This is a genomic window from Curtobacterium sp. 1544 (assembly GCF_040544915.1).
GTDB classification, from domain to species: domain Bacteria; phylum Actinomycetota; class Actinomycetes; order Actinomycetales; family Microbacteriaceae; genus Curtobacterium; species Curtobacterium pusillum_C.
Genome location: NZ_JBEPKX010000013.1, coordinates 32625 through 56317, shown reverse-complemented (window position 1 = coordinate 56317; position 23693 = coordinate 32625). Strand labels below are relative to the sequence as shown.

At 72.6% G+C, this 23693-nt stretch carries 18 protein-coding genes and 1 tRNA gene; 13 read left to right on the top strand and 6 right to left on the bottom strand.

The window, feature by feature from the left end; all coding sequences use genetic code 11:
- Positions 1–13 precede the first annotated feature (13 nt).
- The 7 genes from rsfS (at position 14) to ABIC61_RS09735 (ending at position 9143) form a co-directional block, all read left to right on the top strand.
- Positions 14–388, top strand: coding sequence for a ribosome silencing factor (gene rsfS, locus ABIC61_RS09765; protein WP_079238601.1), 375 nt, complete (start codon positions 14–16; stop codon positions 386–388).
- A 106-nt stretch (positions 389–494) separates the two neighbouring features.
- A tRNA-Ala gene (locus ABIC61_RS09760) sits at positions 495–570 on the top strand.
- An 88-nt stretch (positions 571–658) separates the two neighbouring features.
- Positions 659–1621: an aldose 1-epimerase family protein gene (locus ABIC61_RS09755; protein WP_354029744.1), complete on the top strand. Its 963-nt coding sequence runs from the start codon at positions 659–661 to the stop codon at positions 1619–1621.
- Positions 1600–3123: an anthranilate synthase component I family protein gene (locus tag ABIC61_RS09750; protein WP_354029743.1), complete on the top strand. Its 1524-nt coding sequence runs from the start codon at positions 1600–1602 to the stop codon at positions 3121–3123. Before ABIC61_RS09755 ends, ABIC61_RS09750 begins: the two co-directional genes overlap by 22 nt.
- Positions 3124–3221: 98 nt before the next feature.
- Entirely contained in the window at positions 3222–4046 is an 825-nt protein-coding gene (gene imuA' / locus ABIC61_RS09745; protein WP_354029742.1) for a DnaE2-dependent mutagenesis accessory factor ImuA', read from the top strand.
- Positions 4043–5695 carry a DNA polymerase Y family protein gene (locus ABIC61_RS09740; RefSeq protein ID WP_354029741.1) on the top strand — a complete coding sequence of 551 codons (1653 nt, stop codon included), beginning with the start codon at positions 4043–4045 and terminating at the stop codon, positions 5693–5695. Before imuA' ends, ABIC61_RS09740 begins: the two co-directional genes overlap by 4 nt.
- A gap of 22 nt (positions 5696–5717) precedes the next feature.
- Complete coding sequence (locus ABIC61_RS09735) at positions 5718–9143, top strand: error-prone DNA polymerase (RefSeq protein ID WP_354029740.1); 3426 nt, start codon at positions 5718–5720, stop codon at positions 9141–9143.
- 10 nt (positions 9144–9153) lie between these two features.
- Here the strand turns inward: ABIC61_RS09735 and ABIC61_RS09730 are convergent, their stop codons facing one another.
- Together ABIC61_RS09730 and ABIC61_RS09725 are read right to left on the bottom strand one after the other, a co-directional pair.
- Positions 9154–10665, bottom strand: a complete 1512-nt coding sequence (locus ABIC61_RS09730) for a sensor histidine kinase (protein ID WP_354029739.1) — start codon at positions 10663–10665, stop codon at positions 9154–9156.
- Entirely contained in the window at positions 10662–11339 is a 678-nt protein-coding gene (locus tag ABIC61_RS09725; RefSeq protein ID WP_079238605.1) for a response regulator transcription factor, read from the bottom strand. The genes ABIC61_RS09730 and ABIC61_RS09725 overlap by 4 nt, the downstream gene beginning before the upstream one ends.
- Positions 11340–11534: 195 nt before the next feature.
- On the opposite strand from ABIC61_RS09725, the gene ABIC61_RS09720 reads away from it, so the two are divergent.
- On the top strand, positions 11535–11843 hold the full coding sequence (locus ABIC61_RS09720) for a hypothetical protein (RefSeq protein ID WP_354029738.1): 309 nt from the start codon (positions 11535–11537) through the stop codon (positions 11841–11843).
- 252 nt (positions 11844–12095) lie between these two features.
- Here the strand turns inward: ABIC61_RS09720 and ABIC61_RS09715 are convergent, their stop codons facing one another.
- Entirely contained in the window at positions 12096–13181 is a 1086-nt protein-coding gene (locus ABIC61_RS09715) for an FUSC family protein (RefSeq protein WP_354029737.1), read from the bottom strand.
- Positions 13182–13261: 80 nt separating this feature from the next.
- On the opposite strand from ABIC61_RS09715, the gene ABIC61_RS09710 reads away from it, so the two are divergent.
- Both ABIC61_RS09710 and ABIC61_RS09705 read left to right on the top strand, forming a co-directional pair.
- A complete protein-coding gene (locus ABIC61_RS09710) occupies positions 13262–14506 on the top strand; it encodes a phosphotransferase enzyme family protein (RefSeq protein ID WP_354029736.1) in 1245 nt (414 codons plus the stop codon).
- 483 nt (positions 14507–14989) lie between these two features.
- Positions 14990–17125: a DEAD/DEAH box helicase gene (locus ABIC61_RS09705; RefSeq protein ID WP_354029735.1), complete on the top strand. Its 2136-nt coding sequence runs from the start codon at positions 14990–14992 to the stop codon at positions 17123–17125.
- A gap of 136 nt (positions 17126–17261) precedes the next feature.
- Here ABIC61_RS09705 and ABIC61_RS09700 read toward each other — a convergent pair whose 3' ends face one another.
- A complete protein-coding gene (locus ABIC61_RS09700) occupies positions 17262–17534 on the bottom strand; it encodes a mycoredoxin (RefSeq protein WP_092093989.1) in 273 nt (90 codons plus the stop codon).
- Between the two features lie 66 nt (positions 17535–17600).
- On the opposite strand from ABIC61_RS09700, the gene ABIC61_RS09695 reads away from it, so the two are divergent.
- From ABIC61_RS09695 to ABIC61_RS09685, 3 genes are read left to right on the top strand one after another with little or no spacing between them, the layout of a single operon-like run.
- Entirely contained in the window at positions 17601–17939 is a 339-nt protein-coding gene (locus ABIC61_RS09695; protein WP_354029734.1) for a helix-turn-helix transcriptional regulator, read from the top strand.
- On the top strand, positions 17936–18775 hold the full coding sequence (locus tag ABIC61_RS09690) for a hypothetical protein (protein WP_354029733.1): 840 nt from the start codon (positions 17936–17938) through the stop codon (positions 18773–18775). The genes ABIC61_RS09695 and ABIC61_RS09690 overlap by 4 nt, the downstream gene beginning before the upstream one ends.
- Complete coding sequence (locus tag ABIC61_RS09685) at positions 18772–20304, top strand: CYTH domain-containing protein (RefSeq protein ID WP_354029732.1); 1533 nt, start codon at positions 18772–18774, stop codon at positions 20302–20304. Before ABIC61_RS09690 ends, ABIC61_RS09685 begins: the two co-directional genes overlap by 4 nt.
- 55 nt (positions 20305–20359) lie before the next feature.
- Here the strand turns inward: ABIC61_RS09685 and ABIC61_RS09680 are convergent, their stop codons facing one another.
- Both ABIC61_RS09680 and ABIC61_RS09675 read right to left on the bottom strand, forming a co-directional pair.
- Positions 20360–22501, bottom strand: a complete 2142-nt coding sequence (locus ABIC61_RS09680; protein ID WP_354029731.1) for a S9 family peptidase — start codon at positions 22499–22501, stop codon at positions 20360–20362.
- Complete coding sequence (locus tag ABIC61_RS09675; RefSeq protein WP_354029730.1) at positions 22498–23691, bottom strand: Fic family protein; 1194 nt, start codon at positions 23689–23691, stop codon at positions 22498–22500. The genes ABIC61_RS09680 and ABIC61_RS09675 overlap by 4 nt, the downstream gene beginning before the upstream one ends.
- Positions 23692–23693 lie beyond the last annotated feature (2 nt).

The window sequence follows — 23693 nt, the reverse complement described above, 5'->3', positions numbered from 1 at the left end:
CCGGAAGGAATCCGTGACCGCCTCCTCACGCGCACTGGAACTCGTGCAGACAGCCGCCCTCGCGGCCGACGCCAAGCAGGCCGAAGACCTCGTCGCCCTCGACGTGACCGGGCCGCTGCAGCTCACTGACGTGTTCCTGCTCGCGACCGGTCGGAACGAGCGCAACGTGCTCGCCATCGCGGACGAGATCGAAGAGCGCCTCCTCGAAGCCGGGGCCAAGCCGCTCCGCCGTGAAGGCCGGAGCGAGGGTCGCTGGGTCCTCATCGACTTCGGTGACATCGTCGTGCACGTCTTCCACGAAGAAGACCGCCAGTACTACTCGCTCGAGCGCCTCTGGTCGGACTGCCCGACCATCCCGCTCGAGCTCCCGGTGGACCACACCGCCTGATCGCGACGCGCCCGGGTGGCGGCGACGATTTCGTCACCCGGCGTTCGCATGGTGTACGCTTCTATGGTGCCTCCGGGGAACCGGTCGGTACGAAAGCAACACTATTGGGTCTGTGGCGCAGCTGGTAGCGCACCTGCATGGCATGCAGGGGGTCAGGGGTTCGAGTCCCCTCAGATCCACCATCACCCCCGTCGTTCTCCGGAACGGCGGGGGTTTCCGTTGCCGTGACGCATCGACGACGTCGCGTCGCCGTCCCGATACGCTGAGCGCATGAGCAGCGACGCCCCCCTCTCCGGTTCCGCCCTGACGATCGCCGCAGGCGGCTACACGGCCGAGCTCGCCTCGGTGGGGGCGACGCTGCGGGCGCTCCGGTACGAGGGGCGCGACCTCGTGGTGCCGTTCGACGCCGACGAGGTCCGTCCGGCCTTCCGCGGCGCCGTCCTCGCCCCGTGGCCGAACCGGGTGGTCGACGGCACGTACCGGTTCGGTGGGACCGGGACCGGGACCGGAACCGGCGACGGCGACGGCGACGGCCTGCACGAGCTCGCGCTCACCGAGCCGAAGCGCGGGCACGCCCTGCACGGCCTGGTCGCCTGGACCGACTTCCGGACCGTCGCGCACGAAGCCGACCGCGCCGTCCTCGCCACGACGATCCCCGCGCAGTCCGGGTACCCGTTCCGCGTCGAGGTCCTCGTCGAGTACCGCCTCGACGCCGAAGGGCTGCACACGACGATCACCGGCACGAACACCGGGCCCGACGCCGCGCCGTGGGGGACCGGCCCGCACCCGTACCTCGTCGGCGGCGAGGGACGTGTCGACGACTGGACCCTCACGCTCCCGGCCGCCGAGGTGCTCGAGGTCACCGAGGACCGGCTCATCCCGACCGGGCTCGCGCCGGTGCACGACGAGTTCGACCTGCGGAGTGCGACGCTGATCGGCGACCGGTTCATCGACCACGCGTACACGGGGTTCGACCGCGACGCCGACGGCACCGCCACGATCCTCCTCACCGCGGCCGACGGGCACGGTGTCCGAGCGTCGTTCGGACCGGAGTGCCCGTGGGTGCAGGTCCACACCGCCGACCACGCCGTCCCCGAGTACCACCGTGCGGGTCTCGCGGTCGAGCCGATGACCTGCGCGCCGGACGCGTTCAACGCCGGTGTCGACTCCGGACTCGTCGTGCTCGAGCCGGGTGCCTCGCACGCCGCGTCGTGGACGATCGCCGCGGTCTGACGGCGGACCCTGCCGTCCGCATCGAGGTCCGTGCCCTCCCGACCGTCCCGGATCTCGGGGTCCTGTCGGCGGCGGCGCACGGCGACGTCGTCTGGCTCGACTCCTCGCTGCCGTCGGACGCCCCGGAGTCGGCGCACGCCCGAGCACGCTGGTCGGTCCTCGCACTGACGGACGGCCCCTTCGCCGCCCGGTTCCGGCACGAGGGACGCCGTGCCGACGTCACGGTGTCCCCGTCGTCGCACCGGTGGTTCGGCCCGTCCCGACACGACGACACCCCGGCGTTCGCGGTCCTCGACGACCTGCTCGGGCGCACGCCGGCGCTGCCGGAACCGATCGCCGGGTGCGGCTTCGCGCTCGGTTGGGTCGGGTTCCTCGGCTACGAGCTCGGGCGCGAGTCCGGCGGCGTCGACCGCACGGCGGGCGGACACGCGGACGCCGACCTGCGGTTCACGGACCGCGCGGTCGTCGTCGACGCAGGCGGCGCCGCCTGGGCGCTCGCCCTGGTGGCCGACACGGAACCGGCGGCCAGCGCGGCGAACCGCGCGTGGCTCGAGACGGTGACCAGTGGGCGGACGTCGGCCGACGTCGACGACGTGCCCCCGCGCCTCCCGGCCGGTGGAGCGGCGACCGGACGCGTCACGCGGGCCGTCTACGAGACGGCGGTGGACGCGTGCCGCGCGGAGATCCGCGACGGCAACGCGTTCCAGGTGTGCCTCACGACCGCCTTCGGGCTGGCTCCGGCGGACGGCCTGGAGGCGCGGCGCGGCCCCGGTACGGACCCGCACCTGTCCGAGTACCTGCGACTACGCGCGGCCGACCCCGTCCCGTTCGGTGCGTACCTGCGGCTCGGCCCGCTCCGCGTGGCGAGCCGGTCGCCGGAGCGGTTCTTGCGGATCGAGGCCACCGGGGAGGTGTCCGCGGAGCCGATCAAGGGGACGCGGCGGCGGCGCGCGGACCCGGGGGAGGACGCGGCGGTGCGTGCGGAACTCGCGGCGAGCGTGAAGGACCGCGCGGAGAACGTGATGATCGTCGACCTGCTGCGGAACGACCTGCTCCGGACGGCGGTGCCGGGGTCGGTGCACGTCGATCGGCTCTGCGACGTCGAGACCTACGCGAGCGTGCACCAGATGGTGTCGACGATCGGTGCGGTGCTGCCGGACGGCGCCTCGCGGGCGGCGGTGGTGCGCGCGGCGTTCCCGCCGGGATCGATGACCGGCGCGCCGAAGATCAGCGCGATGGCGATCGCTGACCGGCTCGAAGGGGCTCCCCGAGGCGTGTACTCGGGCGTGATCGGGTACTTCTCCGCCAGCGGCGCGGTCGATCTGTCGGTGGCGATCCGCACACTGGTGACGGTGGTCGACGACGCGGGCTCGGTGCGGTCGCGGACGTTCGGGGCCGGCGGCGCGGTGACGTGGTCGTCGGTGGCGGCGGACGAGGCGGACGAGGTCGAGACGAAGACCCGGTCGGTGCTGTCCGGGGTGGGGGCCGTCGCGCGCTGGTAGGGGTTCGCGGTCGCGCGTTGGGGTGTCGTCGGCGTGTCGAACGTGTGTTCGGGCTGGTTGTCCACAGGATGTCGGTCCTCGTTGACATCATCGAACACATGTTCGAATATGAGGGCATGCAGACGGCGGCGGCACTCCGGTCGTCCGGGGCTCCACAGGAGTCGACCGGGCGGTCCGGTCCTGCCCGTCCGGTGCGTCGCGTCGACCACCTCGGGGATGCCCGGGCGGCGCTCGAGCGCATCACGTCGTTGCGCTCGCGGGTCGCCGAGATGGAGTCCACGCGCGTCGACACCGAGGGGCTGCCGACCGCCGAGGCACTCGCGCCTCTGCTGCCGGGCGGGTCGATCCGGGTCGGGGGCGCCTACGCGGTGCACGAGTCGGTGCTCCTCGCGATGACGATGCTGCAGGCCGCCTCGGCCGCCGGTGCCTGGTGCGCGGTGGTGGGCGTCCCGTCCTTCGGGGTCGAGGCAGCCGCCGCCGCGGGGATCGACCTCGAACGGCTCGTGCTCGTCCCGGACCCGGGCGACCAGTGGCTCACCGTGACCGCGGCCCTGGCGGACGTGGCGCAGATCGTCCTCACCCGTCCGCTCGGCCGGGTCGTGCCGGGTGACGTCTCCCGGCTGTCGGCGCGCCTGCGGCAGCGTGGCGGGGCGCTGGTGGCGCTCGGGTCCTGGCCGGGGGCGGACGTCACGCTGCGGGTGACGCGGTCCGAGTGGAGCGGCATCGGGGACGGCCACGGCTTCCTGACCGAGCGGCGGGCCACGGTGTCGGCGTCCGGGCGTGCGGGGGCGGTGCGGCCGGTCGACGCCGAGCTCCTGCTGCCCGCGGCGGACGGTACGGTGCGGGCCGTCGTCCCCGCCGCTGGCGTGGGTGCCGGGTCGGACACCGGGCGTGTGCTCCGTCCCGTGGCGGTGGCGTCGTGAGCCCCCGTCGTGGCGGTGCGGTGCCCGACGCGCGGTCGATCCGTGCCGACGCGCTCGCCCGCGGGGGAGCCCTGCCCGAGCCGCCCCCGACCCGGACGATCGTGCTGTGGTGCCCGGACTGGCCGGTCATCGCCGCCGCCCGTGCCGCCGGGTCGCCGCCGGACCACCCGTTCGCGCTCGTGGTGAAGGGGCAGGTGTACGCCAGCTCCGCCAGTGCCCGGCAGCAGGGGGTCGTGCGGGGCCTCCGCGTGCGAGAAGCGCAGGCGCGGTGCCCGGAGCTCGTCGTGCAGCCCTACGACGACGCCCTCGACCACCGGGCGTTCGAACCGGTGATCCGTGCGGTCGAGGCAGCCGTCCCCGGGGTCGAGGTCGTGCGCCCCGGCACCCTCGCGCTACGCTCCCGGGGGCCGGCTCGCTACTACGGCGGTGAGCGTGCCGCGGCTGCGACCCTCGCGGGCATCGCGGCGGACCACGGCGCTCCCGGGGTCCGGGCCGGGATCGCCGACACCCCGTTCGCCGCCGAACAGGCCGCACGCGCCCGACCCGTGCGCCCCGGGGAGCGCGTCCGGATCGTGCCCGTGGACGGCTCGGCACCGTTCCTGGCCGGGCTGCAGCTCGGGGTACTCGGTGACGCCGACCTCGCGATGCTGCTCGGGCGGCTCGGCATCACGACCCTCGGGGAGTTCGCCGCGCTCGGCGACGAACAGGTGCGCGACCGGTTCGGCGTGGCCGGGGCGTTCCTGCACCGGCTCGCCGGTGGCCGCGACCCCCGTGCGGTCGCGGCGCGTGACGTCCCGCCGGAGCTCCGGGTCGAGGCCGCCTTCGAACCCCCGCTCGACCGCGCCGACCAGATCGCGTTCGCGTTCCGGCGGTCGGCCGACGACTTCGCCGCCCGGCTGCAGGCCGCCGGCCTCGTGGCCACGACGATCCGGGTCGGCATCCTCGACGAGCGGGACATCCTGCTCGAGCGCACCTGGGTGCACCCGCGGTGGTTCGACGCGGCCGACGTGGTCGACCGGGTCCGCTGGCAGCTCGCCGGCGGGGTCGACCCGACCGGGCTCGAAGCGCCCGTCGTCTCGGTGGTCCTGGAACCCGTCGCCGTGGACGACACGGCGAACCACGAGCGCGGCCTCTGGGGGACCGGCCCGGACGAACGGGTCCACCACGGGCTCGCCCGCGTGCAGGGGCTCGTCGGGCACGACGGGGTCGTCACACCGCGCATCGGCGGCGGACGCACCCTGGCGGAGCGTGTCGTGCTCGTGCCGTGGGGTGACGCCCCCGTCGGCGGTGAGCGCGCCCTGGCGACCGTGCGGGACCGTCCGTGGCCCGGCAAGCTGCCCGGACCGCCGCCGGCGACCGTGCTCGACCGACCCCGACCGGTCGACGTGGTGGCTGCCGACGGCGGCGCCGTCGACGTCGACGACCGCGGTGTCCTGACCGGGACCCCCGAGCGCTTCCGGGCCGAGGGGGAGCGCGGTGGTCGGTTCGACCCCGTGACGGCGTGGGCCGGGCCCTGGCCGCTCGTCGTCCGCTGGTGGGAGTCCGGCGGGCGACGCCTGCACCGGCTGCAGCTCGTCGACGCCGAGGGGCGTGCGTGGTACCTGGTGCTCGCCGACCACCGGTGGTGGGCCGAGGCGGTGGCGACGTGACGCGCGCGAGTGGGGAGCACTGATGGGGTACAGCAACCCGCCGATCCCGTGGTCGCAGTTCGAACGTGCCCTGTCCGACAAGCGGAGTCCCGGCAACACGCACGACGGTGACGGCGGCGACAGTCCGGCGTGGTCGCGGAAGCGCTCGCGGTACGAGGCGCCGGGTGGCCAGCAGGACGCGGGCAACGTGCCCGTCGTGCCGTACGCCGAGCTGCACGCGCACTCCACCTTCAGCTTCCTCGACGGCGCGAGCGGACCGGAGCACCTCTTCGAAGAGGCAGCACGGCTGCGCCTGCACGGCCTCGCCCTCACCGACCACGACGGCTTCTACGGTGCCGCCCGGATGGCCGAGGTCGCCGAGGCCTACCCGACCGTGGCGACCGTGTACGGCACCGAGCTGTCCCTCGGGCTGACCGAACCGCAGAACGGCGTGCCCGACCCCGAGGGCACGCACCTGCTGCTGCTCGCCGACGGCCAGGACGGCTACCACCGGCTCGCCGGCGCCGTGACGAGCGCCCACCTCGCCGCCGGGGCCGAGAAGGGGCGCCCACGGTACGACCTCGACGACCTCGCAGCCCGGTCCGACGGCCACTGGCGGGTCCTCACCGGCTGCCGGAAGGGCGCTGTCCGGCAGGCGCTCGAGCGCGGCGGCGAGACCGCGGCCGAAGCCGCTCTGCGCGCACTGCTCGACCGGTTCGGGACAGCCGGTGTCGTCGTCGAGCTCATCGACCACGGCGACCCGATGGACACCGCCCGGAACGATGCCCTCGCCGCGCTCGCCACGAAGCACGACCTGCCGACCGTCGCCACCGGGAACGTGCACTACGCCACCCCCGACCGGTTCCCCGTGGCGACGGCGCTCGCCGCGGTCCGGGCGCGGCGCAGCCTCGACGAGATCGACGGCTGGTTGCCGGCCGCCCCCACGGCGTACCTGCGCTCCGGTGCCGAGATGGCCAGACGGTTCGCGCGGTACCCGGGGGCCGTCGAGCACAGCGTGGAGCTCGCCGACGAGCTCGGGTTCCGGCTGAAGACGGTCACGCCCGGGCTGCCGGACATCGACGTCCCCGAGGGGCACACCACGATGTCCTGGCTGCGGGAGCTCACGTGGCGCGGTGCCCGTCGGTTCTACCCGGGCAGCGCCGACGGGGTGGACCCGCAGAAACGGGAGCGCATCGAACGCGAGCTCTCGGTGATCGAGGACAAGGACTTCCCCGGCTACTTCCTCATCGTGCGGGACATGGTGCAGTACGCCCGGGACCGCGGGATCCTCTGCCAGGGGCGGGGCTCGGCGGCGAACTCGGCGGTCTGCTACCTGCTCGAGATCACCGCGGTGGACTCGATCCGGTACGGGTTGCCGTTCGAGCGGTTCCTGTCGGCGATGCGCGACGAGGAACCCGACATCGACGTCGACTTCGACTCCGACCGGCGCGAGGAGGTCATCCAGTACGTGTACGAGAAGTACGGCCGGTTCAACGCCGCCCAGGTCGCGAACGTCATCACCTACCGGCCCAAGGGCGCCGTGCGGGACATGGCGAAGGCGCTCGGACACAGCCCGGGGCAGCAGGACGCCTGGTCGAAGCAGGTCGAGCGCTGGGGATCGGTGACCGAGAGCCAGGACCACGACATCCCCGACACCGTGGTGGACATGGCGCAGCAGGTGCTCGGGTTCCCGCGACACCTCGGCATCCACTCCGGCGGCATGGTGCTCACCGCCCGGCCCGTGGGCGAGGTCGTGCCGATCGAGCACGCCCGGATGGACGGCCGCACGGTGCTGCAGTGGGACAAGGACGACTGCGCGTACATGGGGCTCGTGAAGTTCGACATGCTCGGACTCGGCATGCTCGCGGCGCTGCAGTACTCGTTCGACCTCGCCGACGAGCACTGCGGGGAACGCTGGGACATGCACTCGATCCCGAAGGAGGAACAGGGCGTCTACGACCAGCTCTGCCGTGCGGACACGATCGGGGTGTTCCAGGTGGAGTCCCGCGCACAGATGGGCACGCTGCCCCGTCTGCTGCCCCGGCGGTTCTACGACCTCGTGATCGAGGTCGCACTGGTGCGTCCCGGACCCATCCAGGGCGGCGCGGTGCACCCGTACATCCGCCGCCGCACCGGCGAGGAGCCGATCACCTACATCCACCCGTCACTCGAACCCGTGCTCGAGCGGACCCTCGGGGTGCCGCTGTTCCAGGAGCAGCTCATGCAGATGGCGATCGCCGTGGGCGGCTGCTCGGGGGACGACGCCGACCTGCTCCGGCGGGCGATGGGATCGAAGCGCGGGCACGAGAAGATCGACCGGCTGCGCGAGAAGCTCTACGCGGGGATGGCGGCGAACGACATCCACGGCGAGGACGCCGACGCCATCTACGCGAAGATCCAGGCGTTCGCGAACTTCGGCTTCGCGGAGAGCCACTCGATCAGCTTCGCGCTCATCGTCTACGCGAGCGCGTGGATGCGGTTGCACTACCCGGGAGCGTTCCTGGCGGCGCTGCTCCGGGCCCAGCCGATGGGGTTCTACTCGCCGCAGACGCTCGTCGCGGACGCCCGCCGGCACGGGGTGCGGGTACTGCGGCCCGACATCCTGCAGTCCGCAGTGGACGCCACGCTCGAGCCGCTGCCCGAGGGCGAGCGTGCGAGTGCACCCACCGGCGCTGACGCCTGCCTGGCCGAGGAACAGCCCCCGGTGCTGCCGTTCGACAAGACCTCGCCCGACGACACGGCACGGCACCGCCGCGACGGCGCCTTCGCGGTCCGGCTCGGTCTGGCCGAGGTCTCCTCGCTCGGACGGAAGAGCGCCGAGAAGATCGTGGCCGAACGCGATGCCCACGGGCCGTTCACCGACATGTCCGACCTGGCACGTCGGGTCGGCCTGACCACGGCCCAGCTCGAGGCGCTCGCCGCCGCCGATGCCTTCGCCGCACTCGGGGTGGACCGCCGCGGGGGCATGTGGTCCGCCGCCCAGGCCGCTGCCGAGCGCCCGGACCAGCTGCCGGACACCCAGGTGACGGTGCAGCCACCGCTGTTCGGGCAGATGACGAGCGGCGACGTCCTCATCGCGGACATGTGGTCCACGGGGATGACGACCGACGACCATCCCGTGCGGCACGTCCGTGACGGGCTGGTCGCCCGCGGGGTGCTCAGCGTGCAGGACACCGCGACGGCGGAGACGGGGCGGCGGGTGGAGGTCGGTGGGATCGTGACGCACCGGCAGCGACCGGCGACCGCCTCGGGCATCACGTTCATGAACGTCGAGGACGAGACCGGGTTGGTGAACGTGATCTGCAGCGTCGGGGTGTGGGGGCGGTACCGGCGGGTGGCGCGCGAGGCACCGGCGGTCGTCATCCGGGGGATCCTCGAACGCTCACCCGACGGGGTCGTGAACCTGGTGGCGGACCGGATCGAGCACCTGTCCCTGTCCGTCCGCACGCGGTCGCGGGACTTCCAGTGACCGCATGGCGTCAGGAGACCGCGGGGATGCGGACCGTGACCTCGAGTCCACCGGACCGGACGTTGCGGAGGGATGCCGTGCCTCCGGCCCGCTCCGCGACCGCTCGGACGATCGCGAGCCCGAGTCCGGAACCGCCGGGCAACGGGATGCCGCCGGTGGCCGGGTCGGGGTTCGGGCGCGACTTCCGGGCCTCGTCGGGGCGGGTGAACCGGTCGAACGCGACGGGGATGAACGACTCCGGGACGCCGGGGCCGTCATCGGTGATCTGCAGGACGCCCTCGTCCCCGGTGCTCCGCCACGACACGAAGATGCCGCCCCCGCGGGGGAGCGCCGACACGGCGTTGCCGGCGATGTTCGTGACGAGCTGCGCCATCCCACCGGTGTCGAGTCGGTACCGCGGTTCGACCGTGCCACCGCCGATGCCCGGCCCGGAACCGCCGACGGCGACGGGGGACTCGAGGTCGAAGTCGACCGTGATGTCCTTCGCCGAGGCGATCAGCCGGACGCGGTCGACGGCGGACATGACCTCGTCGCCGAGGTCGGACCACCCGGTGAGCGTCTGCTGCTGGCCGTCCTGGTCACGGCGTTCCGACTCCTCGATCCGGGAGAGCGCGAGCAGGTCGTTCGCCAGGCGGGACAGCCGCGCGACGCTGAGCTTCGCCCGTTCGATGTGGGCGGCGAGCGCTGCGGCGTCATCGCCGTCGAGCGAGGCGAGGTCGAGCTGGGTCGTCAGGATCGCCAGGGGCGTGCGGAGCTCGTGGCTGGCATCCGAGACCATCTGGCGCTCGCGCTCGGTCGCCTGGCGGGTGCGCGCGAGGAAGGCGTTGAGCGTCGTGGCGAGGGACGCCAGTTCGTCCTGGGCCGGGCCGACCGGCAGTTCCGCGCGCTCCGGGGCGACGGAGAGGCGTTCTGCTTCGCGGCGCATGCGGTTCACCGGGCGCAGGGCCGCGGTGGCGAGCGCCCAGGACGCGATTCCGAACGCGACGAGGATGGCCAGGCCCGTCAGCGAGAGCGTCGACGTGAGGTCGTCGACGACGATCGCCTCGGCCTGGGAGTTCCGGGCCGCGACGACGGTCCAGCGTCCGGCCTGGTTCACCGGGTGCTCGACGACGACGCGGTACTCCGATCCGGACACCCGGATGAGCGAGGTGCCGGCCTTCGTCGACGTCAGGCTGCCGAGCGCGCGTTCGACGCGCGGCGGCATGGTGGACAGCGCGATGTCGCCCGACGGCGACACCACCGCGACGAGCTGCGCGTTGCCGGGCGGGGACAGGTCCGGGTCGCTGTCGACCTCGAGCGTCGCGACGTACGGGTCGGCGTCCGCGTCGAGCAGGGTGCGCGTGGCACTCGCGACGACGCTGACCACCTGGAACCGCATGACGAGCACGAGCAGCACGATGACGACCGCGGCGATCGCGGTCGAGCCGATGGTGATGCGCGAACGGAGCGACAGCATCCGCAGCGGACGGATCAGACCGCGCCTCGGGGTGTCCGATCCGGAGGTGGGCAGGGGCCCGGTCACGCCCCGAGCAGGTCGAGCCGGTAGCCGCGGCCGCGCACGGTGGAGATCGCGACCGTGGCCTCGTGCGAGGTCAGCTTCTTCCGGAGGTACGAGATGTACTGCTCGACGACGTTCGGGTCGACGTGCTGCGAGCCGTCCCAGACCTCCTCGAGGATCTTCGGACGGTCGACCACGGTGCCGACCGAGCGTGCGAGCAGCCGGAGCAGGGCGAACTCGGTGGGGCTCACGGCGACCCGCTGGCCCTTGATGGTGATGCGGCGGGCCTCGGAGTCGATGCCGACGTCGCCGACCTCGATGGTGCGCGGGGCGCCGGCGGACTCGCGACGGCCGAGGGCGCGCAGGCGAGCGGTGAGCTCGGCGAACGCGAAGGGCTTCGTGAGGTAGTCGTCGGCACCGGCGTCGAGGCCGAACACCCGGTCGTCGACGGCGTCGCGCGCGGTCACGAGCAGGATCCGCACGGGGTCCTCGCGCTCGCGGATGCGCCGGGCGAGCTCGAAGCCGGACATGCCGGGCATCATCACGTCGACGACGGCGAGCTCGAACGCCTGCTCGCCGAGCGCGATGAGCGCTTCGACGCCGTTCTCGACCGCCGTGACGCGGTACCCCTCTGCCGCGAGCCCACGCTCCATGAGCGCGCGCATCTCGTCATCGTCCTCGACCACCAACAGGCGCATAGCGACCTCCTCGGACCCATCGTGGCATCGAACCGGCCGACCGGGGGCGTTCCGTCACCGAACTCGCTGAATCTCGTCACAGTGAACGGGCAGAACGGTCTGTCCCTCGTTCGTGGGACGTGAGGACTTCTTGCCTCCTTGCTAGGCTCGCGCTCCGGACGGCGCGTACCCGACGCTGCGTCCACAGGGGGCACCATGAACGACTCGCCGGACCACCCGGCCCTCGTCCGTCTGCGTGCCGAGCTCGACGCTGCCTGGAAGGGCATGGGCGTGCTCGGTGACATGGAGGACGTCAGCCGTGACCGCGTCGTCGCAGAACTGCGCGCCGCGGTCCCCGACGTCGCCAGTCGAGCCGCGCGTGCGGCGGGGACCGATGCCGCGGTCGCGGAGATCAACCGGTTCGCGGCGGCCGAGGTCGTCTCGACCGACACCGCCGTGCCGACGGCGACGATCTGGGACGACATCGTGCACTCCGCGGCTGAGGCCGCGAGCGCCGCACGCTGAGCGTGCCCGCGGGCGGCCGCGCGCCCGCCGCGCGCGCCCGCCGCGCATCGAGTGAGCAGAAGACGTCGAGTTCGTCGCGCGGACTCGACCATTTCTGCTCACTGAACGCGGGCAGTCGGACTGGAGGCGCGACCCACGTCAGCCGGTCTGCTCACGTGGGCCGCGCCTCCAGTCCGAATCGCGCGGAGCGTGACGTCGGCCGGGTACGCGCGGATCGGCTTCCTGCGGCGGGAGTCATGGGAGGACCGCGCGCTAGTCGTCCTCGCCGAGCAGCTCCTCGCGGACGCGTCGGATGTCCTCCAGGAGCGCCCCGATGAGCACCCAGTGCCGCGAGTTCGGCCGGATGACCTCGAGCGGCGCGGTGAGCGCGGGCTCCGCAGCGGACGCGACCGGCGACGAGACCGATGACCCGACCGACGACCCGACCGACGGGGCCACCGGGACCTCCGACGCCGCGACCCGCGCACTGAGCGCCCGGACGTCGGCCGCGATCCGAGCGACCTCGGTCGCGATGCTCCCCACCACCGGGTCCGCCCGGAGGTCCGGCGCGGTGTTGTCCTGGATCGCCCGCGTCATGCCGGTGACCCGCGTGACGAGGACGCGCAGGTGCTCGGTGACGACGATGTCCTCGTCGAGGATGGTGCGGTGCCGGCCGCCGCGCGGGTTCATCGTGAGGGACTCCCGGGCCGCGGTGAGCGAGGCCTCGGCGCGGGCGTGCTGCTGCCGGAGTGCCCGAGCCTGCAGCAGGGCCTCGTGCCAGCGGTCGTGGTCCCACCCCTCGGTGAGGCCGATCGCGACCCGTTCGAACGCGGCCGCGGTGTCCCGGGCGAGCCGGGCGACGGCGAGGTGCGCGGGGCCGAGCAGCACCGGCGGCACGATGACGGCGTTCACGATGAGGGCGACGATGGCGCCGAGGACGGTTTCGAGGATCCGGTCCGCCGAGTAGTTCGGCGTCACCACGCCCGCCGTGAGGACGAGCATCCCGCTGATGCCGACCTGGGTCGCCGAGGTCGGGGTGAGCCGGAGTGCCCACGCGATGAGGATCGCGAGCACGATGACGAGCAGCACGACCCACACGGTGTCGCCGAGCAGCAGGTGGAACCCGGTGGCGAGCACGACGCCGAGGACGACGCCGGCGCTGCGTTCGAGCCCCTTGACGAACGACTGGTTGATGCTCGGCTGGACGACGAGCAGTGCGGCGATCGCGGCGAAGGTCGGGAACGGTCCGTCGATGAGCACCCGGCAGAGCAGCACGGCGGCGACCACCGCGACCGCGGTCTTGACGACCTGCAGGAACGGCGTGCGACTGGAGCTGCGGAGACGCGCGACCGGGTTCACGACGACCACGCTAGCCACGGTCCGCGCGCCGAGCCGTGCACGAACGCGACGAAACCCGCCCCGTCCGGTTGACTGGTCTCGTGTGGCCCAACCATGAGCGCGTCATCCCGCAGGCCTTCGCCGGCTCCGGGACCTCCGTGGTGGCCGCACGCGCCCACTCCGTCGAACCGTCGGGGAACGGCTACCTCTACGGGTACGAGGTGGACACGGTCGACCGCAACGGTCAGCGTGCCACCGTCCTGACCTACGTCGACACCGGCGGGACCCACGACCAGAACAGTGCGATCGTGACGGATCCGTCCTCGGGGGAGCCCGTCTCGGTGTGGGCCTACCCGAACGACCCCGGGCTGCCGGTGCTGCCACAGGTGACGTACCGTGACGCCGTCGCCGAGCTCCTCACCACGCTCGGCATGCCCGTGACCGACCCGACCCTGACCGTCGCGGCGTACCGGCCGGGCAAGCGCGCCGTGGTCCGGGTGGACGCCGCCGAGGGGACCGTGTTCCTCAAGGTGGTCCGGCCGCACCGCGTCGGCCCGATCGAGAAGTCGCACGAGCAGTTCGTCGCGGCGGGGCTCCCGGTCCCGCGGGTGCTGTCCAGCCGTGGCGACGGCCTCCTGGTGCTCGAGCGCATCCGGGGCGTGCCCGCCGGCAGCCGCATCCTCGACATCGCCGACGACCCGCGCTTCGTGGCGTCCCTCGCGGCGCTCACCGGTCGGATCGCGACGGTGCCGATGACGCAGCAGGCACGCGCGGACGCGATGGACCACGCCGACTGGCACCGCCGGACCCTGGTCGCCGCGCTGCCGCAGGACGCCGAGGAGATCGACGGCCTCTACGACGCGATCGGCCGACGGTCGATCGGCTGGGCGACGGCGACGAAGCAGGTGGTGCACGGCGACCTGCACCTCGAGCAGGTGTTCGTCGACGAGGACGAGCCGTGGCGCATCTCCGGTCTGCTCGACATCGACACGGCGGGCTGGGGCTTCCCGGTCCGCGACATCGGCGCCGTGGTCGCGCACCTCGTCGTCACCGGGCTGTGGCACCGTTCGCGCGGCGACGCGGAGCGTGGTGCGGCGGCCGAGCGCCTCGCCGACGCGGTCGCGCGCGACTGGGTCGCGCGGAACCCCGACCAGGCCGACCGGATCGGCCCGGCGATCGGCGCGCAGCTACTCGCGCACGCCGGTGGCCAGGCGACGACCGGCTCGGCGAACGGGATCCAGACCGCGGAGCAGCTGCTGGCCGCGACGCAGGCCGCCCTCGCGGAGGCCGCCCCCGTCGTCCCGTCGGACGGGCTCGTCCGTCCGCGGTCCGCACCGTCGCTCTGAGGTCGCCAGACACGCCGCGTCTGCGGCATCGAGGTCGCGCGGACGGCCGCAGGGCGGCCCCGGCGGCGACAGATCGTGCGACCTGGGGAAGTGACCCATGCGGACGGGAGGCGCGTGGCGGGGTCGCACCGTGCCTCCCGTCCGCCAGGTGGTGGGGGAGACGGACTGGAGGCGCGACTCGCGCGGGTGTCGTCGAGTCGCCTCCGTCGGTGGTCGGGGAGTAAACTGGGCGCGCACGCACCGCGTTCCCGCGTGCCGCGTCGATTCCGGACGCAGCAGTCGGTCACTTGACCGACGTGGGAACCGGATCCGTGGTCGTCCCGAGGGGGCGTCACGTGCGTGTGACGGCGCTGGATCCCGGCGCGGACCGTCGCATCCGGCGCACACCCGGTGGCCGCGACGGAACGCCGCGTCAGGCCCCGGCACAGGACTTCCGCCCACGGGCGGCTCGCCCGCGATGAACGGGCGGAACAAGGAGGAGCGTTGGCTCGATCAGGCACCCGGCGAGCAGCCGGCGGGACGCGGACCGCGTCGCGCCGCACTCGGCCGCTCGACAACGACGGCGTCATCCCCGTCCTCGCCCGCGCCGTGCGCGAGGTCGAGGCGGCAGCGCAGCGTGGACCGCTCAAGGCGTCGAACCGTTCGAAGTTCCAGGCGGTCGCCCTGCTCATGCGCGAGGAACGCGCACGGGTCAAGGCCGACACGGAGCTCACCGATGCGCAGCGCGCGGAGCAGCTCAAGCGGCTCGACGGGGTCGCGACGATCCTGGCGAAGACCGCGGCACGCGACACGAGCGTCATCCAGCTCCTCACCGAGGAGGCGTCGGTCAGCGAGACCACCCGCACGGTCAAGCGCGACATGATGATCGCGGGCGGCATGGAACTGCAGCCCGAGGAACTCGTCATCGCGGCCGAGCCGTCCCCGACGGTCGAGAGCCCCGTGCGAGCGGTCGTCCCGCAGGCCGTCGTGTCTCGCCAGCTCGCGAACCCGTTCCTCCCGCCGGACTTCGCGCTCGCCGACCAGCCCGTGGCGCACCCTAGGCGTCTGGCGAACTGGGAGCTGTTCGGGCCGCTGTTCAAGTCGTTCGAGTACGGCGCGGGCGGGGGAGCGGCGACGATGCCGCTGCCGGAGCCCGCGACGCTGCACTCGAAGTCCGGCACCACGCTCATGAAGCACCAGGCGGAGCTCATCGCGGCGGCCGCGCAGGGACACCGCACGTTCCTGCTCGCCGACGAGCCGGGCCTCGGCAAGACCGCGCAGTCGCTGCTCGCCGCCGACGCCGCGAACGCGTTCCCGCTCCTCGTCGTCGTGCCGAACGTCGTCAAGACGAACTGGGCGCGCGAAGCATCGCGCTGGGTCCCGAACCGCACGTCGACGGTCATCCACGGTGACGGCGACGACCTCGACGGGTTCGCGGACATCGTCATCGTGAACTACGAGATCCTCGACCGGCACGCCGGCTGGCTCGGGGCCTTCGGGTTCAAGGGCATGGTCGTCGACGAGGCGCACTTCATCAAGAACAAGGACTCGCAGCGCTCGAAGTTCGTGCTGCAGCTCGCCGAGAAGATCCGGCAGCGCACGGCGCACCCGCTGCTCATGGCGCTGACGGGCACCCCGCTGATCAACTCGGTCGAGGACTTCCGCACCATCTGGGAGTACCTCGGCTGGATCGACGACAAGAAGCCCCGCGCGAAGCTCATGAACGAGCTCGAGGAGATCGGCCTCACCCCGGCCGACCCGGGCTTCTTCGTCGAGGCGCGCAAGGCCGTCATCGACCAGGGCATCGTCCGACGCCGCAAGGTCGACGTCGCCGCGGACATCCCGGCCCGCCGGATCGCCGACATCCCCGTCGAACTCGACGACGAGGTCGGTCGCTCCATCCGCGACGCCGAGCGCGAGCTCACCGCGAAGCTCGTCAAGCGGTACCACCAGGCGCTCGACGCCCGCACCGGCCAGGACCCGGTCGTCGGCATCGACCACAAGCTCGTCCGCCAGGTCGCCCGGTGGGAGCTCGAGGACCAGGATGCCTCGCCGACCGGGGAGAACGTGTTCTCGATGGTCCGGCGGATCGGCCGCGCCAAGGCCCAGCTCGCGGCGGACTACGCGGCGCAGCTCGCGTCGAACGTCGGCAAGGTCGTCTTCTTCGCGAAGCACCTCGACGTCATGGACCAGGCGGAGGAGGTCTTCGCACGTCGGGGCCTGCGCACTGCCACCGTCCGTGGCGACCAGACGCCGACGCAGCGCACCGCCGAGATCGACTCGTTCGTCAACGACCCCGACGTCGCCGTGATCGTCTGCTCGCTCACCGCGGCGGGCGTCGGTCTGAACCTGCAGGTGTCGTCCAACGTCGTGCTCGCCGAGCTGTCGTGGACGTCGGCCGAGCAGACCCAGGCGATCGACCGCGTGCACCGCATCGGGCAGGAGGAGCCCGTCACCGCGTGGCGCATCATCGCGGCGCAGACGATCGACACGAAGATCGCGGAGCTCATCGACTCGAAGGCGTCCCTCGCGGCCCGGGCCCTGGACGGCTCGGACGAAGAAGTCGTCGACTCGGGCGACATCCAGCTCGACGCGATGGCGGCGCTGCTGACCGAGGCGCTGGAGCGCGGCGGCCGGTAGGGGCTTCCGGGCTCGCCTGCGGCTGCTGCCGGCTAGCCTGCGGCTGCTGCCGGCTCGCCTGCGCACGTCCGCGCCCCGCTACAGACATCGCGCCCCGTTTGCACGGGGCGCGATGTTCGTTCGGGGGCGCGATGCGTCAGATGCGCGACTGGACCTCGGCGAGTGACGGGTTCGTCGCCGTGCTGCCGTCCGGGAACACGAGCGTCGGCACGGTCTGGTTCCCGCCGTTGACCTCGGCGACGAGCTCGGCCGTGCCCGGGGTCTGCTCGATGTCGACCTCGGTGTAGGGCACGCCCGCTTTGGTCATCTGGTTCTTCAGGCGCGCGCAGTAGCCGCACCAGGTGGTGGTGAACATCGTGACGGCGCCGGCCTCCGGCACGAACGCGTCGCGGGTGATCGTCTCGCTCATGGGCCCAGGGTAACTCGCTCACCTGGAGGCCTTGCGTTGCTTATTCGATATAGATAGGTTGAGCGCATGGAACCGATCCAGCGCGTGACCGCCCCCACGCTCGACGTGCTCGAGGCACTCCTCGCGACCGACGGCGCCGTGTGGGGACTGCTCGTCATCAAGGCCACCGGACGACAGGCCGGCACCGTCTACCCGATCCTCGAGCGGCTCGAGCGGCAGGGGTGGATCCGGTCCTCGTGGGACGACGACGCAGAGCGCTCGGGGCCGCGCCGACGGCTCTACGAGTTCACGGCCGACGGAGTCGAGGCCGCCCGGGCGCTGCTCGACGCGCGGCAGGCGGCGACCGACGCCGCAGCACGCGCAGCTCGTCCGGCGCGCCCGACCGGTCGGACGGTGACGTCGTGACCGCGCTCGATCGCTTCCTCGTCGGGGCGGCCGTCGCCGTCTCGCCCGCCGCCCACCGCGACACCCGTCGGGAGCAGTGGCTCGCCGATGTCCGGGATGCCCGGGAACTCGACCTCTCGCCGACCGCACTCGCGTTCGGCGCACTCACCACGGCGCTCTTCCACCGACGCGCCGGACACCGATCCACATGGGGGGAATCCATGACCGCAGCACCGCTCACCGTCCGTGCCACGCCGCACACCATCCCGACGATCCCGGTCCTGCTGACGCTCGCCGTCGTCAGCTTCCTGGGCGCGAGCCTCGGTCTCGGCCTCCTGCAGCGCTACAACGGCTACCCAGGCGGCACCCAGTCGGCCCTGCTGGTCTCGTTCTGCCTGACCGTCGTGCCAGGACTCGCCGTCGGTCTCAGCGTCATGCTGGCGACAGGGTCACCGCTCCGTCGCCGGACGATGGGTGCCCTGGTCGTGCTCGCGGTGAGCGTGCTCTGGTGGGCGATCGTCACCGGGTTCCTCGACCTGCCCACGCACCCGGCTCTCGCGCTGGGGATCATCGCCGGCGCGTGGCTCGCCGTCTGGCTCGTCGTGCTGCGGCGTCCTCGCTGGACCTGGTCGCTGCTGCTCCTGCCGATCGTGGCGTCGGTCGTGGTGTTCCCGTTGTCGAACGGTCTGTACGGAACGCAGCTCGCGTACTCCGTCAAGGCGGCTCTGGCCACGGCAGTCGACGCGGTGCCGTTCCTCGTCGCCGTGGCCGGTGCGGTGATCGCCGCCCGGTTCTCCACAGATGCACCCGCACCGGTCGAGGCGCACGGGGAAGCACTGGTAGACAAGAGCGCGTGAGTGACACGCACCTCGAGATCGAGCGCACCTACGACCTGCCCGAGGGAGGCGCCCTCCCCGACCTGATCGGTGTCGGCGGCATCCTCCGCACCGACCACCAGGAACCGTTCGAACTCGACGCGACCTACTGGGACACCGAGCGGTACGACCTCGTCGCCGCCCGGGTGACGGTGCGTCGCCGGACGGGTGGCCCCGACGCCGGCTGGCACATCAAGCGCGCAGCGTCCGACACGGTCCGGCACGAGCAGCACTTCCCGCTCACCGACGACGCCGACACCGTGCCGGACGAGGTCCTCGCCGCACTCTTCACCGAGCGTCGCGGTCGTGGCCTGCGTCCGGTCGTCCGGATCACCACCACCCGCACGGTCACCCGGCTGCTCGACGAGGACGGCGACCAGATCGCCGAACTCGCCGACGACCAGGTCGCCGCGCAGCGACTCGACGACGACGCCCCGGAGACGCCGCGCACCTGGCGCGAGGTCGAGGTGGAAACCGTCGGCGGCGTCGACCCGCAGGTCGCCCACGAACTCTTCGCCGCGCTCGACGGTCGCTTCGCGGCTGTCGGCGCCGGCCCCGCCGCCGTCTCGTCCAAGCTGGCACGTGGGCTGGCAGGCGCACCGGCACCGCGCCTCCAGTCCGCCGACAAGCCCGACAAGGGCACCGCGGCACGCGCGCTCGTGAAGCGACTCCGGAAGCTGCGTTCCACGTTGCTCGACCAGGAGGCACTGCTCCGGTCCGGTGGGCAGGCGGACCTCCGCGAAACGGCAGCCGCCGCCCTCGGGATCGCCGCGGTGATCGGGTCCTACCGGCCCGCGTTCCCGCCGACGGAGGACGTGGACCGCGCGGCGGAGGCCGCCGAGGGGCTCGCCGCCGTCACGGCACGTGCCGCGTTGGCCGAGTACCTCGTCGACGGGCTGCCCCGCGCCTCGACGCCGGCGCAGGACGCCCTCGTCGACGCCATGACCCGGGAGCGGATCCTCGCCGCGACCCGGGAGCGCCGTGCCGTGGCGGTGCGGGACGTCGTCGCGTTCCTCCACGGCGAACCGTTCCTCGAACTCCTCGACGTGCTCGACGACGCCGTCGAGCGGCCCGCGCCGACCGCGTGGGCCCTGCGGTCGCCGAAGAAGGTCGCACAGGACGTCTCAGCGGTCGAGAAGCCGCGTGTGCGCGAGCTCGTCCAGGACTCGGTCGGGGACGACGACGATTCGTCCGCGGTGCTCGACCGTGAAGCGACCGCGCGCGAAGCGACCGAGCTGGCCTGGCAGGCAGCGACCCGGGCGCGGATGGCCATGGACGTCCTCGGTGACGACGCCTTCCCGCACGCACTGTGGAAGCGCATCGGCGACGCTGCGGACGTGCTCACCGAGCGGGTGCGCTCACTGCACGCGCTCGACGTGCTCCGGGTGCACTCGGGCATCGCCGAGCGCGGTGGCGAGGGGACGTTCGGGTACGGCGTCCTCGCGGGCGACCGAGTCCGTCTGGCCGAAGAGTCCTACGACGAGGCGGTGCACGCGCTCAACCGCGTGTGAACGCGCGGCCCGCTGACGAGCGTGCGGCGCGCGTTCGACGCGCGCCGCACGCTCGTCAGGCGGACTCGTCGTCCGCCAGGCCGAGGACGTCGAGCAGCCACGCGAGCTCGAACGCCCGCTCCTTCCACGAGTCGTACCGGCCGCTGACGCCACCGTGTCCGGCGGCCATCTCGGTCTTGAGCAGGACGGGCGCGCCGACCTCGCGCAGCTTCGCCGTCCACTTCGCGGGCTCGACGTAGAGCACACGGGTGTCGTTGATCGAGGTCACCGCGAGGATCCTCGGGTACTGCACGTCGGACCGGACGTTCTCGTAGGGGGTGTACTCGCTCATGTAGCGGTAGACCTCGGCGTCGTGCAGCGGGTCGCCCCACTCGTCCCACTCGATCACGGTGAGCGGGAGGTCGGGGTCGAGGATGCTCGTCAGCGCGTCGACGAAGGGCACGGCGGCGAGGATGCCGGCGAAGCGTTCGGGAGCGAGGTTCGCCACGGCGCCCATCAGCAGGCCTCCCGCGCTGCCGCCCTCGGCGACGAGCCGGTCGGCGCTGGTCCGGCCGGACTCGATGAGGTGCGACGCGACCGCGACGAAGTCGGTGAAGGTGTTCTTCTTCGTGAGGGTCTTGCCGTTCTCGTACCAGTGCCGCCCCATCTCGCCACCGCCGCGGACGTGCGCCACCGCGAACACCACACCGCGGTCGAGCATCGACAGTCGCATGACGCTGAACCCCGGGTCGATCGAGTGCTCGTACGACCCGTAGCCGTACAGGTGCAGGGGCGCCGGTCGATCGGTGTCGACGGCGTCACGACGCCAGACGAGCGAGATCGGGACGCGCGTGCCGTCCGTCGCGGTCGCCCAGTCGCGTTCCTGCACGTAGTCGGCGGGGTCGTACCCGCCGAGGACGGGCTGGCGCTTCAGGACGGTGACCTCGCCGGTCGCGAGATCGAGATCGCTGATCTCGGACGGCGTGACGAACGAGGTGAAACCGATGCGGAGGGTGGGCTGGTCCCACTCGGGGTTCCCACCGAGTCCGGCGGAGAACAGGGCTTCGTCGAAGGGGACCTCGTGCGCGTCACCGTAGCCGTCGCCCTCGATCGGGATGATCGCGACACGGGGGAGTGCCTCGGACCGGTACTCCAGCGCGAGGTGACCGGCGAAGGCGTCCACCGACTCGATGCGCCGCTCGGTGTGGTGCGCGACGACGACGCGTCGGTCCCGCTCGGACATCGGGTCGTCGGCGGGGACGTCCACGAGTTCGAAGTTCTCGGCGCCGTCGTTGTGGAGCACGAGGAAGCGGTCGCTGCCGCCGACGATCGCGTGCTCGATCTCGTACTCGACGCCCTCGCGCCGCGGCCACACGATCTGGAACTCGCCCGTGGGGTCTGCGGCGTCGAGGACGAGGGCCTCGGACGTGATCTTCGAACCGAGCTCGATGACGATGTACTGCGACGACCGGGTGACGCCCACGCCGACCCAGTAGCGGTCGTCGGGTTCCTCGAACACGACGACGTCCTCGGCGGCGGTGCTGCCGACGGTGTGTCGCCAGATCCGGTCCGGACGCCAGGAGTCGTCGACGGTCGGGTAGAACACGTAGCGACCGGACGGGTCGAAGGTCGCACCGGCGCCGGTGTTCGGGATCTCGTCCCCGAGGTCGGCGCCGGACGTGAGGTCGCGGACGTGCAGGGTGTACCGCTCGTCGCCTTCGACGTCGATGCCGTAGACGAGCCGGGTGCCGTCGTCGCTGATGTCGTAGGTGCCGAGGGAGAAGAACTCGTGCCCGTCGGCGAGGGCGTTGCCGTCGAGGACGACGTGCTCGCCGGGGAGCGTGGCCTCGCCCTCGACCACCGCGGGCGGCGTCCAGTCGTCGGGGCCGCTGATCGGGGCACGGCAGTGCACGCCGTACTGGCTGCCCTCGGACGTCCGGGTGAAGTACCACCAGTCGCCCATCCGCACCGGCACGGAGAGGTCGGTCTCCTGCACGCGGTCCTTGACCTCGGTGAAGATCCGGTCACGCAGGGCACCGAGGTGCGCGGTCGCCGCGTCGGTGTGGGCGTTCTCGGCCTCGAGGTAGGCCAGGGTGTCGGGTGATTCCTTGTCCCGCAGCCACTCGTAGTCGTCGACGAAGTCGATGCCGTGGTGGGTCCGTGTCACGGGCCGCTTGGCGGCGGTGGGCGGGGTGGCCTGGGCGTGCTCGCTGCTCACCACCCCACCCTATTCGCCCGTTGCAGGACGGCGGCCCGGACGCGATCGCCGAACGCCGCGAGCTCGTCGGCCAGCGCGACGACCACCCACGCACGGTTCCGCCGGCGTTCGGTCACCGCGCGGAGCACTCCGCGCCGGCAGAGGTCCGCGGCGACGGTGTCGACCGCTGTGTCGTGGTGCAGTCCGGCCGCACGGAGGCCGTCCGCCAGGCGGTCCTCGGTCAGGATCGGATCGTCCCCGATGACGGAGCGCACCGTGGGGCCCAGTCCGGCGGATGCCTCGGCGAGCAGCAGCGCGGTGAGGGTGGCCTCGTCGCAGACGGTGCCGACGGCGATCGCGAGGTCGCGGATCCACGCGTCGACCCGGCCGTCCCGGTACCGCTCCAGGTGCCAGAAGTACCGGTCCTGTTCTGCGACGAGTGCGGTGGCGACCGGTACGGTCAGCACCCGTGTGATGCCGCGCCGACGCAGGACCGCGCCGACCAGGGCCCGCCCGATCCGCCCGTTGCCGTCGGTGAACGGGTGGATCGACTCGAACTGCGCGTGCCCGATCGCGGCCTGCGCGACGGGGTGCAGGTCGTCACGGTGGAGGAACGCGAACAGGTCGTCCATGAGTGCCGGGACGAGTTCGGGCGGTGGGGGAACGTGACGTGCGAGCCGGGGTGTGACGCCCCCGCCGATCCAGTTCTGCACGTCGCGGTACCGGCCGGCGTACCGACCGTCGACCGGGTCGTCCCGCATGAGTGCGCGGTGGGCGTCGAGCACCGCGGTCGGCGTGATGGTTCCGGAGCCGGCCGACGAGACCAGCCGTTCGATGGCGTCCCCGGCACGCACCACAGCCACCGCGCTCGTGTTCGCGCGGACGCCGACCACGGCACGGGCGACGTCGTCGAGGGTCGCCGATTCCTGCTCGATGCGGGAGGACGCGACGGCCTCGGTCCGGTCGAGTGCACCGCCGAGCGCCCCGAGGTCCGCGCCGTGCCGCTCGTCCAGCTCCGTCAGCGCCGTGGCGGCGCGGTCGAGCAGCGCCTCGGTCTCGCGATCGGGGACCCACGTGGCGCCGGCGATGCACGGCGGGATCGAGGTGCTGATCGAGGTCGTCCGACGATCGTGACGGGGAAGGCGGACGCTGCTGCGCCACGGCCCCGTGCGTGTGGTGTGCGCGGGCCAGGGATGCTCGTCGATCGGCATGC